Genomic DNA, 17,914 nt, shown 5'->3' on the forward strand with positions numbered 1-17,914 from the left:
GCAAGCATTCCCGCCATTGCGCAGGATGCGACCAGCCTGAAGAAGGCGATGATCGGGCAGTGGGAGCTCGCGACCACCGAGCGCAGCAAGACCTGCGTCGTGACCTTGAAGCCGGATGCGGCGCCGCACGGGCAGAAGCTCGAGCTGGAGCCGAGCTGCGCCACCGCGCTGCCCTTCACCAAGGACATCGCCGGCTGGAACGTGAAGGGTCTCGACATCGTCAGCCTGCAGGCAGCCAATGGCGAGTCGGTGCTCGACTTCACCGAGGTCGAGGCCGGCATCTTCGAAGGCCTGCGCCAGGGCGAGGGTGTCTACATCCTGCAGAACCTGGCGGCGGCGCGGTCGCTGGCCAAGTCAATGGACCAGATGATCGGCGACTGGGCCATGGTCCGCGGCAATGGCGTCACGATCTGCAGCCTGGTGCTGACCAACACCGAGGCCGGCAATGACAATTTCCAGGTGTTCGTGAAGCCCAAATGCGATGCCGCGATCGCGGCTTTCGCGCCGACGCAGTGGCGGCTGGAGCACGGCCAGATGATGCTGATGTCGGCTCGCGGCGAGACCTGGCGGTTCGAGGCCGACGACAATGCGCAGTGGCGGCTGGTGCCGGACAGCGCCAATCCCTTGATCATGCTGCGGCAGTGAGGCGGAGCGCTGCGCCGCCCGGCAGCGGCGTTAACGATTGCGCAACCCCGGGTTAACGTTTCGTTGCGTCCAATCGCTGCGCTTGGAACGTGTTGTTTACGGATACTGCGTGTGATGGTTGTCCCAGAGCCGGGAGCCAGCCATGCAGATGCCGTTGCGCAGGTTCACCACGTCGCTGCCATCGTTCAGCCTCAACGACACGATCTCCGCGGCCGCCGCCGCCTTCGCCGTGCTCGTGATGCTGTCGACATTGGGCGCGCTCTCGGCGCTGCGTGAGCAGCGGCTGTTCTACGAGCGGCTCGAGCAGCTCGCCGTCGCATCGCGCAACATCGAGCGCACCAATGCGCTGATCTACGCCGTGGTGATGGAATCGCGCGGCATCTACATGTCGCTGGATCGCAACGTCGCGCGGCGCTACGCCGATGCGCAGCTCGGAAAGCTCGCGCAGCTGGCCAAGGTGGTCGAGGAGTGGGAGGCCCAGGTCACCGAGGCGGATGCCGCGCTGTTCGCCCCGTTCAGGATGCGGATCGACCAGTTCATCGCCTTCCGCACCGAAATGGCGCGCCGGACCATCTCGATCGGCTCGTCGGCGGCGCGTGAGCTCGGCGACAACGACGAGAACCGCGCGGTGCGCACCGCGCTCAACGAGGATCTCGAGAAATTGTCCCGGCTCTACGCCGCCCGAACCCGCGAACTCGGCGAGACCGCCGACGCGCGCGGCGTGGCGTCGTACTTTCTCGGCGGGCTCGGCCTGCTCATCGTGGCGCTGATCGCCGCAGCCGCGCTGGCGCTGCGCTGGGGCGTGCTGATGCCGCTGCTCGACATCGCCCGCGTCACCGACCGCATCGCCGCCGGCCGTATCAAGCTGAAGATTCCGCATGCGCGACGGCATGACGAGATCGGTCGGGTCGCGCAGGCGGTCGAGACCTATCAGAACGGCGCCTTCCGCCTCCAGGAGCTCGAAGAGCACGAGGTCGAGATCGAGCGCCAATACACGGACATCCTGCGCCAGCACGAGCAGCTGGAGCAGGGCGCGATCAGCAGCCAGCAGCGCCTCGACGCCGCGGTCGCCAACATGGCCCAGGGCCTGATCATGCTCGACAGCTTCGGCTACGTGCTGATGGTCAACGAGCAGTACCGCAAGCTCTACGGCGTGCCCGCTTCGATTGCGAAGCCCGGTGCGCATGTGCGCGAGATCCTCGCGCATCGCGCCAAGCTCGGGCTGTTGCGCGAGAAGCCGTCCGATTTTCTCGCCGCCCTGAGACAGCGCATGAAGGAGGGCAGGGCCGAGATCGTGGAGGTCGAGCTCGCCGACGGTCGCATCATCCGTATCTCCGAGCGTCCGATGGCTGGCGGCGGCTGGATCGCCACGCATGAGGATTTCACGGCGCAGCGGCGCAACGAGCGGATCCTGGCGCGGGCCGAGTACTTCCTCGCCGCGCTGCTCGAGAACATCCCGCAGGCGGTGGTGGCGAAGGACGCGCAGTCGCTGCGCTATGTGTTCGTCAATCGCGCCACGGAGGTCCTGTTCGGCCTGCCGCGGTCCGAGATCATCGGCCGCGCGGCGCGCGACCTGTTTCCCGAGCCGACATGCACCCTGATCGAGACCTTCGATCGTCAACTGCTTGCCGATGAGACCGATCAGACTCCGAAGGCGCACAGCGTCGAGATGCCGGGTAACCGCATCCGTGATGTGGTGGTGCGCCGGCTGCCTATCTCGATCGGCGAAGGCGAGCCGAAATTCCTGCTCAACATCATCGAGGATCGCACGGCGGATCAGCGCGCCGCGGCATGACGGCCGAGCCGCAGGAACCCGGAATCCCCTGCCTTGACTGCGCCTTGATCTGCATCAAGAACGGCCCGGCCGGGCGGAATAGCGTGTCCGGAACGGAGGCCTGTTCATGACCCGACGTCTGGGGATTTCCTTTGCCACCCGCTGCAGTGCTGCGGCGCTGCTGACCTTGGCAACCATCGCGCCGCTGCATCAGGCGGCTGCGCAAGACGTGCTCGGCGGCGCGATCCTCGGCGGTGCGGGAGGTGCGATCCTGGGCGGCGCGATCGGCGGCGGGCGCGGGGCTGCGATCGGCGCGGTCATCGGCGCCGGGACCGGCGCTGCGATTGCGGCCGACGGCGAGCGGCGCCGCGGCGGCTACTACGCGTATCGCAACGGCTGCTATCTGCAGCGCGGCGACGGCTCCTGGGTCCGCGCGCATCCCCGCTACTGCTACTAAGCGCCGCTCACCGGCCAGACATGATCGCTGCGCGCCGCCGCGCAGCCGATCAAGTCATCGCGCGCTCCAGCGCGGCCATGATGCGCGTATCCTCGCAATGGGCGACGTTGAAGCGCATCATCGCGCCAGCTGATTGCGCGGCGCTGAACGCGTTGCCCGGCGCCAGCACCACGTCGTCGGCCAGCGCCGCCTGGGCGATGTCGGTCGCCACGCATTCCTCAGGCAGCCTGCACCACAGATGAAAGCCGCCGCGCGGCATCAGCCATGGCGTGATGCCGAGGCGTTGCAGCCGTGCCGCCACGCGCGGCCGCGCCCGCGCCAGACGCGCGCGCAGCTCCTCGATGTGCTTGCGATAGCTGCCGCCGGTCAGCACCTGCGCCAGGGTCTCCGCGGCGAATTGTCCGGGGCCGCCGAAGCCGGTCGCAATCTGCAGGTCGATCAGCGGCTCGATCCAGTCCGGCCGCGCCGCGATGTAGCCTGATCGCACCGACGCCGACAGCGTCTTCGAAAAGCTGCCGATCAGGATCACCCGCCTCAGCCCGTCGAGCGCGGCAAGCCGCGGCGACGGCTCCGGCTCGAAGTCGCCATAGATGTCGTCCTCGATGATGGTCATGTCATGGGCGGCGGCGGCGTTGAGCAGCCGGTGCGCGGTCTGCAGCGACAGCGTGGCGCCGGTCGGATTGTGCAGGCCGGAATTGGTGATGTAGAGCCGCGGCCGCTCGGTCGCGAGCACGGCCTCGAACTGCGCGATGTCGGGCCCGGTCGGGGTCATGGGCACGCTGACGATCCGAGCTTGATGCGCGCGCAGCAGCGCCAGGAAGTTGAAATAGCAGGGGTCGTCGACCAGCACCGTGTCGCCGGGCCGCAGCAGCATGCGGCAGATCAGGTCGATCGCCTGCGTGCCCGATGCCGTCAGCAGCAATTGCTCGCTGAAGGCGTCGATGCCGAGACCGGCGAGCCGGGCCTGCAACACCCGCCGCAGCGCAGCCGATCCGCGCGTGCCGCCATAGTCGCTCAGGACGGGACCGTCGCGGCGGGCCAGGCTCCTGATCGCACGGCGCAACGCGTCCTGCGGCATCCACGCCGCCGGCAGCCAGCCGCAGCCTGGCGTGAGCGTCCTGGCATCGGCATCGAGCGACTGCCGAGACACCCAGAACGGATCGATCGCCCGCGGCCGGCGCGACTCGGTCCCCGCGAGCGCCAGCGGCGGCAGCGCGCTGTCGGCCACATAGAAGCCCGAGCCGCGCCGGGCGCGGATCACGCCCTCGGCGGCCAGCCGGTCATAGGCCTCGACGACCGTCGCCGGCGACACGCCCATGGTCGCGGCAAAGGCGCGGATCGACGGCAGGCGCTGGCCTGGACCGAGCGCGCGCGTCGCCAGCCGGTGCCGGACGGCCGCGATCACAAGGGCGGTGCGGGGGCCGCAGGGGTGCGATTCGGCGCTGCTCATCGTCAAGTGTATTGCCCACTTAGTCAGTACAGTTTGACCAAATTGTATTGATCCGTGCCTCCCGCGGCAAGTCGGCGCCGGCTATGCAGACGGTGCCTTGAAGGAGGAATCACCATGAAGGGATCGGTCGAGGGCTGGGGCAGCGGCGCCATCGGGATGACGATCTTCAGCGGCTCGCTGCCGGCGACGCGGGCCGCGCTGGACGGCTTCCCGCCGCTGTTCCTGACCGGCGCGCGGGCGACGCTCGCGGCCGTGCTGGCCGCGCTCTGTCTCGCTCTGCTGCGGCAGCCGCGTCCGGCCCGGCGCCATCTGCTCCCGCTCGCCATCGTGTCGCTCGGCGTCGTCGCAGGCTTTCCGCTGCTGACCGCGCTCGCGCTCCAGCACATTACCTCGGCGCATGCGATCGTGTTCGTCGGGTTGCTGCCGCTGTCGACCGCGCTGTTCGGCGTGCTGCGCGGCGGCGAGCGGCCGCGCCCGCTGTTCTGGCTGTTCGCGGCGCTCGGCGCCGCCGCCGTCTCCGGCTTCGCGCTGTCGCAGGACGGCGTGGCCTCACCGATCGGCGACGTCGCGATGATCGCGGCGATCGTCGTCTGCGGAATCGGCTATGCGGAAGGCGCGATGCTGACGCGGCAGATCGGCGGCTGGCAGGTGATCTCGTGGGCGCTGGTGCTGTCGTCGCCGCTGATGCTGCTGCTCACCGTGCTGACATGGCCCGGCGCGTCTCGTGACATCACGGCGGCAGCTTGGCTCGGCCTCGCTTATGTCTCGGTCTTCAGCATGTTCATCGGCTTCGCGTTCTGGTACCGCGGCCTCGCGCGCGGCGGCACCGCGACCGTCGGGCAGCTGCAGCTGCTGCAACCGTTTCTCGGCCTCGCCTTTGCGAGCCTGCTGCTGGATGAGCCGGTGTCCGCCGGCATGATCGGCGCAGCCGCGATCGTCGTGCTGTGTGTCGGGATGGCGCGCCGCTGGGCATGACGGCATCGCGATCGTCCGCGCGACGTCACATCACCCCGATGCTCTTCAGGCTGGTATGGCCGTTCCTGCCGACGATGATGTGGTCGTGCACGGTGATGCCGAGCGGCTTGGCGATGTCGACGATGGTCTTGGTCATGCGGATGTCCGCCTGCGACGGCGTCGGGTCGCCGGAGGGATGGTTGTGCATGAGCACAGCGCTGCAGCTAAATAACTGACAGAACGAGAACTTTGGAAGATCCCCCATCAACGGGGGACGGAGAGTGGGGACGGTAGCGCGCGACAAATCGTGATCATCACGCCTGATCATGCCCAGTCACCGGCGACCGTCCTGGCGCACGGCAGGACACCGTGTTTCTCTTGTCCCACGCGTCGAGTTCACCAATCGGATATAGGACCGCTTTCCCGATTTTGACGAAGGCCGGCCCAACGCGCATTGCTCGCCAGTTCCGGAGTGTTCCGACGCTCACTGCGCCACGGTAGCGATCCGAAACTTCCTCCGGTGTCAGGTATTTTCGATCCTCCATTGCATCACTCCCGATCACGCGACCATGAATGCAGTATTTTCCGGTCCCAGCGGCGCTCGATAGCCAGACGCACTCGTGGATAGTGAAAGAGAAAGCGAACGGCGGTACAAAGGCGTATCGTCCACTTCGATCTAGCGTCGCGATGTCCGTTGTGCTCAAGAAACCGCATCTCATTTCGATGAGTGATATCGTCAGCTTCAGGCCAGAAGCACACCTCAGCGATCGATTGACGGGTCGCAAAGCTGCGCTCTCACTCCGGCAGGCCCGCCAGCCGCAGCCCCTTCTTGAACGTAGCCCGATGCTCAGGCCGCTGGATCGGTATCCAATTCTCCAGATTGGACATCCGAAACGCGGGATGCAGCTTGAGCAAATGCGCGGCTGCGTCTTTCGCCTGCTCCATCCGCCCGGCAAGCGCGTGCGACGCGATGATGATCAGCACGACGAACCCTGAACTCGGCAATTGCCGGAACGATCGTTCGGCCCAGGACAGAGCCAGCTCGAAACGCTCCGCGAACAAATGCGCCATCGCCATCCCGGCCTGCATCCGGAACATCTCTGGATCGAGCGGGCTGAATCGCATCGCACGTGTGAAGAAATCGATAGCGCTCTCGGGATCACCGCGCAAAACCCGCAGGAAGCCGCCCAAGAACCAGGCCGCCGCCAGATTGGGGTTGAGCAGCAGCGCCCTGTCGAGCAATGCAACCGCGCCCTCCAGATCACCGTCCAGATGGGCCAGCGTATGCCCCGCGCGGGTTAGCGCGACGGCGTCATCCCTGCCCAATTCGATCGCCGAACGAGCCAGCCGGATCCCTTCGGCGAACTCCAGGGACTGATCGGTCATCCAGCCGTTGATCTTTCGCAGGCAATAGCACCACGCCGCCATCGCATGGGCCGAGGCAAAACTGGGATCGAGCGAAAGCGCTTTCTGAAACAGAAGCGAAGCCTCGTCGATCGCGTCGCGCGTCCCGCGGTGCAGATGCGGCATCGCGCGCAAATAGTAATCATACGCGCTCAGATTCCCCGTCGGCTTTCGCCGGGCGCGGTCGATTTCCGCGCGCTCGAGTTGTGAGGCGATCACGCCGACGATGCTGGTTGCGATCTGGTCCTGAAGCTCGAAAAGGTCGTCGATCGTCTCTTCAAACCTATCCGCCCACAGATGAGTGCCGGTGGTCGCGTCCACGAGTTGCCCGGTGATGCGTACCCGGTTCGCGGACTGTCGCACACTGCCTTCGACGACGTAGCGCACGCCGAGCTCGCGGCCGACCTGCTGCTCATTCACGGTGCGTCCCTTGTAGGTGAAGCTCGAATTGCGGGCGATCACGAACAGCCAGCCGATCCGCGACAACGCGGTGATGATATCTTCGACGACGCCGTCCGCAAAATAGTCCTGCCCGGGATCGCCGCTGAGGTTACGAAACGGCAGCACCGCGACGGAGGGAGCATCCGGGAGTGACAGCGTCGGCCGCTGGTCGCCCGCCGAAGAATGCGATCGGGCGTCTACGGCGGTGGCGGACACCTCGTCCTGCCGGACCTGCCCGATGAAGCGCATTCCCTTGCGCGAAATCGTCCGGATCAGGCGCTGCTCCTTGCCGCTATCTCCGACTGCCCGGCGCACGGCGTTGACGTGACTCGTCAATGTCGATTCGGAGACGATGCGACCCTGCCAGACGGCGGTCAGCAGATCGTCCCGTGTCACCACCTGATCCCTGTTGCGGACCAGGTAGAGCAGAAGGTCGAAAACTTTCGGCCCGACCGCGATGAGCTGCGAGCCACGGGTCAGCTCGCGCCGCTCCGCATCCAGGCAAAAATCTTCGAACAGGAAACGCAAAGCCGCTCCGCTTGGACGACAATCCAATGAGAATTGAAGGCCGATTCAGCCCGTCCGCAAGGCTTTCCTGCCCGCATCAGCTCATCCTCGCCGTCGCAATAAGGCCGTCTCCGGCTGGAAAAGTCGAGGAAGATCAGCATGAAGATCGTTGTCGTCGGGGGCACAGGCCGGATCGGGACCAAGCTTGCCGGCTTGCTGCGCCGCAAGGGGCACGATGTTGTTCAGGCCTCCCCCCGCACGGGTGTCGACGCCGTCACCGGTGACGGGCTCGACCTCGCGCTGTCGGGCGCGGACGTTGTCGTCGATGTCGCCAATTCACCGTCGTTCGAGGACGGCGCGGTTCTGGAATTCTTCATGAGGTCCACCCGCAATGTCCTTGCGGCCGAAATCGCCGCGCGCGTACAGCACCACGTCGCACTGTCCATCGTCGGGACCGATCGCCTTCCGGATTGCGGTTACTTCCGCGGCAAGCTCGCCCAAGAGCGTCTTATCCGGAATTCGGGGCGTCGTTACAGCATCCTCCGCGCCACACAGTTTTACGAATTTGCCGACGATATCGTCGCGACCTCCACGCATGGACAAGTCGCCCGGCTGTCGCCGGCGCTGTTTCAGCCGGTCGCCGCGGACGATGTCGCTGCCGCGCTGGCCGCCGTGACGCTGGCCCCGCCGATCGACGGCATCATCGAACTGGCCGGCCCGGAGCAGCTCAGCCTCGACGACTTCGGCCGCAGATACCTCGCCGCGATCAACGACCCGCGCAAGGTCGTCGCCGATATCCACGCCCGCTATTTCGGCGCGGAGCTGGACGACCGATCGCTCACGCCGGGCGACCATCCGCGGCTCGGCGTCATCCGCTTCGCCGATTGGCTTTCCTCCCTTCGCCAGTAACGCAGCGCGGCCGGCGGTGCTCTCCGGCAACCGCCACGCCGCTCCTCGTGCGAGATGAACATGACCAAGGCCGTTCCACACGATCTTGAGGGAGAGGAGACGGCGGCAGCGCCCGAACCGCGCGAAGCCGTTCGCCCGTCGGCCAACCGCCCTCTCGCGGACGCCGAGATGGCCCGCGTGCTCGGCACCGAGCCATTTCGCATGGCACTGGACGCGACCGGCGGCGGGGTGACGCACTGGAAGCACGACCCGCTCCACGACGTCGTCGAGCCGATGACCCACCACGTCATCATGGCCTACAACGGCGTGGTTCAGCGCATGGAGCGGCGGTCGGGACGTTTCGTCTCGGCGGGCACGTTTCGTCCCGGCGTCGTGATCATCATTCCCGAGGGCGCGAGCTCGCGATGGGACATCCCGAAGCCGGTCGATGTCGTGCAGCTCTATCTTCCGCACAGCACGCTGGTGCGTGTGGCCGACGAAGCCGAAACCAACAGGCCGGCCGATCTCCTGGAACGGACCGCGCATCCCGACCCGATCACGTCCCGCCTGCTGCTGAGCGCGGCGGACGTCCTGGAAGGCAGCGAGGCCCTCGATTCGCTGTTCAGACAGCAACTCACCGACCTCCTCGCCACGCGTCTGCTGGCCGCGCACACCGGCGCGCCGACCGCGGTCCAGCCCATCGTCGGCGGTCTGGCGCCGAGAGTGCTGATGCGCGCAATCGAGCGGCTTCACTCCGAGAGCGACGCGGACGTCTCGCTTGCGGCGCTCGCCGCGGACGCCGGCCTGTCGCGCTTCCATTTCTGCCGCGCCTTCAAGGAAAGCACCGGGCTCTCGCCGCACGCCTGGCTCCGCCAGCGCCGGCTCGAGCAGGCGATGCAGATGCTGCGCGACCCGGACGTGTCCGTCGTCACGGTCGCGGCCGCGCTCGGCTACGCCTCGCAGACCGCGTTTGCTGCTGCATTCAAGCGGCTGACCGGGGACACCCCTACCGATTGGCGCCGGCGGGCGCGTTAGCAGCAATTGCTCTTTAGTCGCCGCAACCGCGCTGGGGCACCAGCACACAGGGTTCGTTAGATCATCATCGTGTCCAAGCCCACCAATCGGAGATGACCAATGCCCTTGAACAAGCCGCTCAATCGGATTGTGAACACCACGCGCCGGAAGATCCTCGCGACCTCGGTGATGTCCGCGGTCTCGCTCAGCGTCCGTTCCACGACCGCGATCGGCGAGGAGTCAAGAAGCTCGACCTTCGCCGCGCAAGCGGTGGATCCGACGGCGTTCGTAACGACGAAAGACGGCGTGAAGATCTTCTACAAGGACTGGGGGCCGAAATCGGGTCAGCCGATCGTCTTCCATCACGGCTGGCCGCTCTCGTCCGACGACTGGGACACTCAGATACTGCATTTCGTCGGCAAGGGGTTTCGCGTGATCGCCCATGACCGCCGCGGTCACGGCCGTTCGAGCCAAGTCGGCGAAGGCCACGACATGGATCACTACGCGGCCGATGCTGCCGCGGTCGTCGACCATCTGGACCTGCGAAATGCGGTCCATGTCGGACATTCCACCGGCGGCGGCGAAGCCGCGCGCTACGTCGCGCGTCACGGCCGCGGCCGTGTCGCGAAGCTCGTGCTGATCAGCGCCGTGCCGCCGCTGATGGTCAAGACGGAGAACAATCCCGGCGGCTTGCCGATCGCCGTTCTCGACGATGTGCGCCGGCAGCTCGCCGCCGGCCGGGCGCAGTTCTATCTGGAATTCGCGAGCGGTCCGTTCTTTGGCTACAACCGCCCCGGTGCCACGGCGTCGCAGGCCGTGATCTGGAACTGGTGGCGTCAGGCCATGAGCGGCGGCGCCAAGGCGCATCTCGACGGCATCAAGGCGTTCTCCGAAACCGACTTCACCGAAGACCTCAAGGCCATCGCGGTGCCGACCCTCGTCCTGCACGGCAGCGACGACCAGATCGTGCCCGTCGCGGACTCGGCGCCGCTTTCGGCGAAATTGCTGAAGAACAGCTCGCTGAAAATCTACGACGGCCTGCCGCACGGCATCTGTACCACGCATGCAGCGATCGTGAATGCCGACCTGTCGGCCTTCATCGCCGGCTGATCCTCTGCATCGATCCAATCCAATCACAGGAGACACAAAATGCGACTGGTCGTCATCGGTGCCGGCTTCGCCGGTTTGTATGCAGCATTGTCCGCCGCCCGGCTGCGCGACATCCACGGCGTTTCGCCCGAGGCGCTGGAGATCGCGCTGATCGCGCCGGAGCCGACCTTGGTTGTCCGTCCGCGGCTTTACGAACCAAACCCCGAAACGCTGACGGCGCCGCTGCTGGATGTGCTCAAGGCGATCGACGTGGTCTATGTGCAGGGCACCGCCGAGGCGATCGATGCTGCCGCGCGCGAAGTGAGCATAGCGGCACCCGGGGGCAAACGAACGCGGCTCGCCTACGATCGCCTGGTCGTGGCCACCGGCAGCCGGCTGTTTCGTCCGAGCATTCCCGGCCTTGCCGAGTACGGTTTCAGCGTCGACTCGCTGGACGACGCGGTGGCCCTCGACAGGCACCTGCACGGACTGGCCGGCCGGCCGGCCGGGAATGGCCGCGACACGGTCGTCGTCGCCGGCGGCGGGTTCACGGGCATCGAGGCAGCCACCGAGATGCCCGCGCGGCTCCGCGCCATTCTCGGCCCCGATGCGCGGCCGCGCGTCGTCATCGTCGAGCGCAATCCGGTCATCGCCCCCGACATGGGCGAAACCGCGCGTCCCGTCATCGAGAACGCATTGAAGCGGATCGGCGTGGAGACATGGCTGGGAGTCGGCGTTGCGTCGCTCGACCAGTCCGGCGTGACCTTGTCGGGTGGCGAGCGCATCGCAGCCGAGACCGTGATCTGGGCTGCCGGCATGCGTGCCGCGCCCCTGACCGCGCAGATTCCAGCCGAGCGCGACAGTTTCGGCCGGCTGCTGGTCGACCGCGACTTGCGCGTGCCGAGCGCGGCGGGCATCTTCGCGACCGGCGACGCTGCGCGCGCCGCCTGTGATGATGCCGGCAACTACGCGCTAATGTCGTGCCAGCACGCCACGCGGATGGGCGCTTTCGCCGGCAATAACGCCGCCGCCGAACTGCTCGGCGTTCCGACCGCGCCTTATCACCAGGCGGCCTACGTCACCTGCCTCGATCTCGGCGAGGCCGGCGCTTTGTTTACACGCGGCTGGGATCGGACGATCGAGATGGTCGGCGACCAGGCGAAGAAGACCAAACGCGAGATCAACACCGTCTGGATCTACCCGCCGCTTGCCGAACGTGCCGCCGCGCTCGCCTCCGCCGATCCGGAACGCGTCACCGATCTCTGACCGCCTCACCGAACGAGCCGGACGTCTTCAGGGATGAAACCAGCCTTCAATAATCTGCAACAGGAGACCAACATGAATCTGCAAAACACCTCACACCTCGTCACACCGAAGCCGGATGAACTGGTGCCGTCCCGCTATGCCCTGAAGGTCGGCGAGATCGACGTGCTGGTGATCAGCGACGGGGTGCTCCCGCTGCCGACCACGATGCTCGGGCACAACGCTGCGCCGTCGGCGCGGGCCGCTTGGTTCAAGGACATGTTCCTGCCGACCGACGCCTTCGATTGGGCCCTGAATGCCGTCGTCGTCCGGAGCGGCGGCAAGACCATCCTGATCGACGCAGGGCTCGGGTCGGATCCCGACCTGAACCTGCCGCGGGCCGGACAGCTGATCAAACGCCTCGACGCCGCCGGCATCGATCTCGCGTCCGTCACCGACGTCGTGCTGACCCATATGCACATGGATCACGTCGGCGGCCTGCTGGTCGAGGGCGTGAAAGACCGGCTGCGGCCGGACCTGCAGATCCATGTTGCGGCCGCCGAAGTCGAATTCTGGCGGGCGCCGGATTTCTCGCGAACGGCGATGCCGGAAGGTTTCCCGGACGCGCTGCGCGCAGCCGCGAAGCGCTTCGCAAGGGAGTACCACAACCAGATCCGGCAGTTCGACGAGGAGCACGAAGTCGCGCCGGGCGTCGTCGTCCGCCGCACCGGCGGTCACACCCCGGGACACAGCATCGTCCGCCTGACGTCCGGCGGCGAAGCGATGACCTTCGCGGGCGACGCCGTGTTCACGGTCGGCTTCGACCATCCCGACTGGCACAACGGCTTCGAGCACGACCCGGACGAGGCAACGCGCGTTCGCGAGGGATTGCTGCGGGACTTGGCGAAGACGGGCGAGCTACTGGTCGCCACCCATATGCCGTTCCCGTCCATCGGACGCGTCGGGCGCGAAGGTAACGTGTTTCGGTTCGTGCCGATCTACTGGGACTACTAATCGTTCACCGGATTGAAGCCGGGCTGCGGCGCAGGACATCACCAACGGAGTGTGCCTGCGCCGCAGTCTGCAAGGCTGGTCAGCCGGCTTCGCCGATCGCGCTTAGGCGCGAGCTCTAACTGGTTCCGGTGATCCGGCAGCGGTACTCCATGGGCTCACGGCTAGGTCTTCCCAATTTTGCGAACCGGTTCGCTAGGCTGCGATTGGTGCCATCCAGCACGTTGATCTCTCAGGTCTTTCTTCTTCTAGCAACACTGTGGGTGTCGGAGCAGTGCCATACTGCAACAAGTGAGCAACAGAACTTACGACCGCCGAATCTACGACGCGGAGAGGCGCTTTTATCTTGCCGTTGAACCCGCTCTACGGTCTCTCCTCTCGAATTCCAGGCTGAACTGCGCTCAGACACCGCGCGGTGGCTACACGGGTGGTGAGTCTCAGGCTGCATCTTTGCTGCGGCTCCGGTCGGGCCATTGGCATCCGAGCGCAGGGTCTTAGCGATCTATCGAGACAGACCAGAGTGACCGAACTGCATCGGCGATGCTATTCGTCCACAGATCCGAGATGGGCAGTCGGACTGCCCTCCAGCATCAATTCAACACGCATCGGTGCAGCATCGAGGAAAGCTGGTGTGAAAATCGCCGATATGGCCGGCTCAGATCGATGTCGATCGGCGGCAGGTCGGCAGCAACAGCGCATCGTGGCTGTTAAGGGGAGGGCTGTCGCGCGCGACGTCGTGCAATTTGGCCGTTCCGCTTTGGCTTCCGACATGCCACCTTTGCAGGACACCTACGCGCAGGCCATGGCTCGCGAGGCTCGGTCCGCTTTCGCCAAGCAGTGGTCAGAATCGCCCACCATCTGGCGCCACTACGCCCAGGGCCTCTCTGTATCTCTCTCCACGGGGGCGAGCAGGAGGGATGGCCGATCCCGGACTGGGTAGGCAGCTCCCCGTTCCGGCCACTTTGGTCAGCGTCATCGTTTTTCAGCAGCCGGCCTTTCGCGTGCCTCCGATGGCGCGGGGCCGAGACGCAAGGAGTAGCATCTGATCATGACCGAGTCCTTTCCGCCCCATCCATTCGATGACATGGAGGCGCTGGCCTGGCTGCGCTCCCAGCCCAAGGGATACGTGACGGTCAGCGCCGCTGAGCTCGGGCGCCAATGGGGCTGGAATAGGATGCGGACCAGTCGTCGCCTGAAAGCCTGGGAGCGCGGCGGCCTGATCAGTCGTAACGCTGAAGCGATCATTGTAACGGGGACCGTAACACCGACCGTTACAGATGGTACCGCTGGCGTTACGGACGCCGCCGACGTCACAGGGACATCCGGAGCGGCGGAAGCCCAGCGTTCCCCGAGACGCGTCAAGCTCGCTGCTTTGATTGTAGCTCTGGCGCTGGCTTGTGTATCGGCTGCCTTTTCCATCGACGGCCTGACCGCGATCTTTGCCGGAGCCTTCTGGCCTGTCATCATCATGGGCGCCGTGCTGGAGGCCGGAAAGCTCGTCGCGGCAGCCTGGCTGACGGAGCATTGGAGGTCTGCGCCGTCTCTCCTGAGGTTCGTCCTCGTCCTGATGATTGGCGTGTTGATGGGCCTGAACGCCGTTGGCGTATTCGGCTTCCTCACCCGCGCTCACCTCGACCATATGGCATCCATAGATCTCACCCTTGCCGACAGGACCGCAGACGTTGAGGCCCGCCTCGGAATGCAGAGCCGAGTGGTCACCGACATTGACCGGCGCATTGCCCAGATCGACGCGGCCATCGACGAGGCGACGCGCCTTGGCCGGCCGGTCGGAGCGATGACGATTGCTGACCAGAGGCGCCGCGAACGTGCCGACATTGCGGTAGAACGCCTTCGTGAGTCCCAGGCTCTCGCTAATCTACAGATCGAAAAAGCCAAGGTTGACGCGCAACGCAGGCGTGCCGAGACCGAGGTCGGACCAATACGATATCTCGCCGAGCTGATTGGCATACCCGCCGCGGACTTTGAGCGGGCGGTCCGGCTGCTCACGCTGGCGCTTGTTGCCGTCCTTGATCCGATGGCAGTGGCGTTGCTGCTCGCTGCCGGAGTTCACGCCAGGCGCGCGGGTTCATTCTGACCGTTGCCGCTTCCTCTCCAAGCAAGCTCATTGCGCGATAGGGGCCTTGACCAAATCGGTGACAAGCAAAACTGATTCCGCGCAAACTTGCAGCTGAAGGCCAGAAGAACGAAGCAAGGAGTTTCTCACACTCTATGCACCTGTGGTGCTAACGGTTAGCGAGCTGTGCGCGGCTATGTCATTTGAGCGGGTCAATTTTCGTTCTCAAGCATCTAGCCTCTGAACGAACAGGATCGAGCCTGCCTCGATGCCGTGCGCGGCGTGCTTGGCGGTTCGATTGCCTCGATCGTTTCGGAGCCAATCTCCTGCACGAGCATTTCGAGATGGCCAGCGACAAAATTGGGGGCGAGTAGAGCCCGGTCCGCCATGCCGACGCGCCCATAAGCTATAGAGTTTGCCTCCATAACTCCTGCCTCAACCGCTGATCCCGCACGATTTCCCGTTACAAACTCGTAGAACTTGGGCAAAGTGCGGCTTTCAGAGGCAAGGATTTTCTCGTGGACGAACGTGTCGCCCGAATCATTGGCAACATCGCGAGCATCGCGGACCTGGCCCAGTTCGAGAAGAACGCCGAAAAGCGCGGTGCCTTGGATGACGATTTGCGGCAGGCGATCAGGGTGCGCTCAGCCACGCTTGGGCGCGTCCTTATCACGCAACGGACCGGTCTCGATCTGGCCGATCTAACACCCGCTGAGGAGAAAATCGTTCAAGCGGTCAGTGAGTATGTTGGAGTGATGAAACGCGAGGGTAAGGATGCAACGCGGACCTTCCTGCAGCTCCGCAATCGCGGCCTCATTGACTCCGCCGAAGCTGCGGTCGCAAAATTTAAGCCCACGCAAGGTTTTCAGGCGTTAGCCGATGCCGATCTCACTGAACTCTCCTATGAGCAGATCATTGTGGATCATCCCGATGAGTTTTCAGCACGCGCACTTTGGTACGCACGACGCACACTGGGACTGCCAAATGACAGCGAAAGGCCGCCCGCCAAGGCGATAACGCCTGTTCAAACCAGGACAGAAAAATTGCTCGCTTGGTTGCGGGAGCGGAGCAAGGCTAACAACGGCCATCTGGCACCACACACGAATGCAGAAGCGGCGGCGGTGCTGGACATGTCCGACATGCACCAGTTCGGACGGGTTTTTGGGAATATCCAGTCGCGCATAGACTTCGCATGTTACCTGGCCGGGTTGCCCCCGTTGGGCCTCGCTGCGGATGAACCGTTCGCGATGGCCTGGAACCAACAGGATCGAGACTGGGGTTTCCCTGTCACATCGATGCAAGCCGCGACCCGCGCAAGGGCGTGGACTGACCGCGACTTTGACAATGTTCTCGACGAGACCGAAGGCCTTCCCGGTCAGGCACATGTTTCTTGGAAGGCGGAAATCGCCGCGAACGAGGAGAACGTTCGCGTTTGGGCGTTTGGCCTAAATGAGGCGAAGATCGCCCTCGTGGCGGATGATCCCGACCCGCAGACACCCAAAGGCCGAAATCCTGCATGGTCCCGCGCTGAGCTTATCCTGGCGTTGGACCTCTATTTGCGCTTCCGGAATGCCCCGCCGGGCAAAGATAGCGATGAAGTCGCTGAGTTGTCGGCCTTTCTCGGACGAATGGGACGTGGCCTTGGTCTCACTGACGTAGAGACGTTTCGAAACGCCAACGGCGTCTACATGAAGATGATGAACTTTCGGCGGTTCGATCCTGAGTACACCACCGGAGGAAAGGTGGGATTGACGCGGGGCAACAAGGAAGAAAAAGTCGTATGGAACGAATTCTCATCCGACGCCCCAGGACTTGCCATTGCTGTCGCCGCGATACGTTCCGGCGTCGATGGCGCGGGCGGTGCGCCCGCCATTGTTAAAGCCGAGGACGACACGCCTTATTGGGTTTTAGTATGCAACCCTAAGAAATGGGCGATTGATCGGTTCCTTGAGCAACGTATTGAACGCGACACCTGGGGAATCCGTCCCTCGGATCGCGGTCGCTTCGCACCAGGGCAGTTGGGCATCGTACGCGTCGGCGTTGACCAGCGCACTATTTCAGAACGCGATGGTAAGCCTGCCCTAGAGGCAGGTATCTACGCGCTTTGCGAAGTTGAAAGCGAAGCCTTCGATGGTACCGGTGCTAGCAGTGAATTCTGGGCGCCGGGTGCCGAGCGTGCGCCCGGTTGGCCCGCCGTCAACATTCGTTACCTGCATGCATTCGTGACGAATCCTCTGACAATTGAGCGATTGCGAGCTGAGCACCCCGATGTTTCGGGCCTTCTGCTCAACGGGTTTCAGGCAGCTTCTTTCCCGATCACCGCGCGTGATTTCCACGCGGTGATGGAGCTATTGGGTGAAACGCTTGATGAATTGCCGAGGCCAGCGGATGACGAGGACACCACGGCGGACCAGCTTGCGGCACTTGAGCGCAAATATCTTCGCGCAAGCCCTGAGGTGAAAAACAGACTCAGCAAATCTATTGAGAGAGGGCCTGTTGGCCGTTTGGTAAAGAAGATGACGGGTTTTAGGTGTCAAGTCTGCGCGGCGCTTGGTCGTGACCCAATCGGCTTTCTCAAGGAGAACGGCGAGCCATATGTGGAAGCGCACCACGTAATGCCGGTTTCAGCAAAACAGGTCGGTTCACTGTCGGCCTCGAATGTGATGACAGTTTGTGCCAACCACCATCGTCAACTGCACTTTGGTGGCATCGACGTCACCATTGGCGATGAAACATTCGATCTCGTGGTTTCGGAGACACCACTGAAGATTCCGCGCTTGGTGATTGGCAATCCGGACGACAGCCAGGCAGCGGTCCCGGCGATGTCAGCGGTGTCTTGAAGCGGGCATTCAAGGCGGGAGGCGGCAAAACGGAGCGCGAGCAAAGCGTAGTAACCGACATGACCGGATCTCAATGGTGCCTCCGGCGAGCAGCACAAAATGCCCTTGCGCGAAGATCGTCAGC

General features: G+C 64.6%; 14 protein-coding genes and 1 pseudogene. 11 read left to right on the top strand and 4 right to left on the bottom strand.

Annotated elements, in window-relative coordinates; translation table 11 throughout:
• The first annotated feature begins 48 nt into the window (after positions 1-48).
• The 3 genes from QXZ94_RS28735 (at position 49) to QXZ94_RS28745 (ending at position 2,876) form a co-directional block, all read left to right on the top strand.
• Positions 49-645, top strand: coding sequence for an AprI/Inh family metalloprotease inhibitor (locus tag QXZ94_RS28735; RefSeq protein WP_172111767.1), 597 nt, complete (start codon positions 49-51; stop codon positions 643-645).
• Positions 646-793: 148 nt separating this feature from the next.
• On the top strand, positions 794-2,440 hold the full coding sequence (locus tag QXZ94_RS28740; RefSeq protein WP_315726595.1) for a PAS-domain containing protein: 1,647 nt from the start codon (positions 794-796) through the stop codon (positions 2,438-2,440).
• Positions 2,441-2,546: 106 nt separating this feature from the next.
• On the top strand, positions 2,547-2,876 hold the full coding sequence (locus QXZ94_RS28745; RefSeq protein WP_315724094.1) for a hypothetical protein: 330 nt from the start codon (positions 2,547-2,549) through the stop codon (positions 2,874-2,876).
• A 49-nt stretch (positions 2,877-2,925) separates the two neighbouring features.
• Here the strand turns inward: QXZ94_RS28745 and QXZ94_RS28750 are convergent, their stop codons facing one another.
• Positions 2,926-4,326, bottom strand: a complete 1,401-nt coding sequence (locus tag QXZ94_RS28750) for a PLP-dependent aminotransferase family protein (protein WP_315724096.1) — start codon at positions 4,324-4,326, stop codon at positions 2,926-2,928.
• Positions 4,327-4,440: 114 nt separating this feature from the next.
• Between QXZ94_RS28750 and QXZ94_RS28755 the strand changes: the two genes are divergently transcribed.
• Positions 4,441-5,301, top strand: coding sequence for a DMT family transporter (locus QXZ94_RS28755; RefSeq protein WP_315724098.1), 861 nt, complete (start codon positions 4,441-4,443; stop codon positions 5,299-5,301).
• A gap of 25 nt (positions 5,302-5,326) precedes the next feature.
• Here the strand turns inward: QXZ94_RS28755 and QXZ94_RS28760 are convergent.
• The 3 genes and pseudogenes from QXZ94_RS28760 to QXZ94_RS28770 form a co-directional block, all read right to left on the bottom strand.
• Positions 5,327-5,515: pseudogene (locus tag QXZ94_RS28760) on the bottom strand (JAB domain-containing protein); the annotation flags it as partial.
• 79 nt (positions 5,516-5,594) lie between these two features.
• On the bottom strand, positions 5,595-5,825 hold the full coding sequence (locus QXZ94_RS28765) for a helix-turn-helix domain-containing protein (protein WP_315726599.1): 231 nt from the start codon (positions 5,823-5,825) through the stop codon (positions 5,595-5,597).
• Positions 5,826-6,075: 250 nt separating this feature from the next.
• Positions 6,076-7,653, bottom strand: a complete 1,578-nt coding sequence (locus QXZ94_RS28770) for a winged helix-turn-helix domain-containing tetratricopeptide repeat protein (RefSeq protein WP_315724100.1) — start codon at positions 7,651-7,653, stop codon at positions 6,076-6,078.
• Positions 7,654-7,791: 138 nt separating this feature from the next.
• Here QXZ94_RS28770 and QXZ94_RS28775 point away from each other — a divergent pair, with 138 nt between their 5' ends.
• From QXZ94_RS28775 to QXZ94_RS28805, 7 genes are all read left to right on the top strand, one after another.
• Positions 7,792-8,541, top strand: coding sequence for an SDR family oxidoreductase (locus QXZ94_RS28775; RefSeq protein WP_315724102.1), 750 nt, complete (start codon positions 7,792-7,794; stop codon positions 8,539-8,541).
• Between the two features lie 60 nt (positions 8,542-8,601).
• Entirely contained in the window at positions 8,602-9,555 is a 954-nt protein-coding gene (locus QXZ94_RS28780) for an AraC family transcriptional regulator (RefSeq protein WP_315724104.1), read from the top strand.
• Between the two features lie 99 nt (positions 9,556-9,654).
• On the top strand, positions 9,655-10,644 hold the full coding sequence (locus QXZ94_RS28785) for an alpha/beta hydrolase (protein WP_315724106.1): 990 nt from the start codon (positions 9,655-9,657) through the stop codon (positions 10,642-10,644).
• A 39-nt stretch (positions 10,645-10,683) separates the two neighbouring features.
• Positions 10,684-11,889, top strand: a complete 1,206-nt coding sequence (locus QXZ94_RS28790) for an NAD(P)/FAD-dependent oxidoreductase (RefSeq protein WP_315724108.1) — start codon at positions 10,684-10,686, stop codon at positions 11,887-11,889.
• Positions 11,890-11,961: 72 nt separating this feature from the next.
• Positions 11,962-12,879: an MBL fold metallo-hydrolase gene (locus QXZ94_RS28795; RefSeq protein ID WP_315724110.1), complete on the top strand. Its 918-nt coding sequence runs from the start codon at positions 11,962-11,964 to the stop codon at positions 12,877-12,879.
• Positions 12,880-13,924: 1,045 nt separating this feature from the next.
• On the top strand, positions 13,925-14,971 hold the full coding sequence (locus QXZ94_RS28800; RefSeq protein WP_315724112.1) for a hypothetical protein: 1,047 nt from the start codon (positions 13,925-13,927) through the stop codon (positions 14,969-14,971).
• A 497-nt stretch (positions 14,972-15,468) separates the two neighbouring features.
• Complete coding sequence (locus QXZ94_RS28805) at positions 15,469-17,790, top strand: EVE domain-containing protein (protein WP_315724114.1); 2,322 nt, start codon at positions 15,469-15,471, stop codon at positions 17,788-17,790.
• Positions 17,791-17,914 lie beyond the last annotated feature (124 nt).

It is taken from the genome of Bradyrhizobium sp. SZCCHNS2022, assembly GCF_032377575.1.
GTDB classification, from domain to species: Bacteria; Pseudomonadota; Alphaproteobacteria; order Rhizobiales; family Xanthobacteraceae; genus Bradyrhizobium; species Bradyrhizobium aeschynomenes.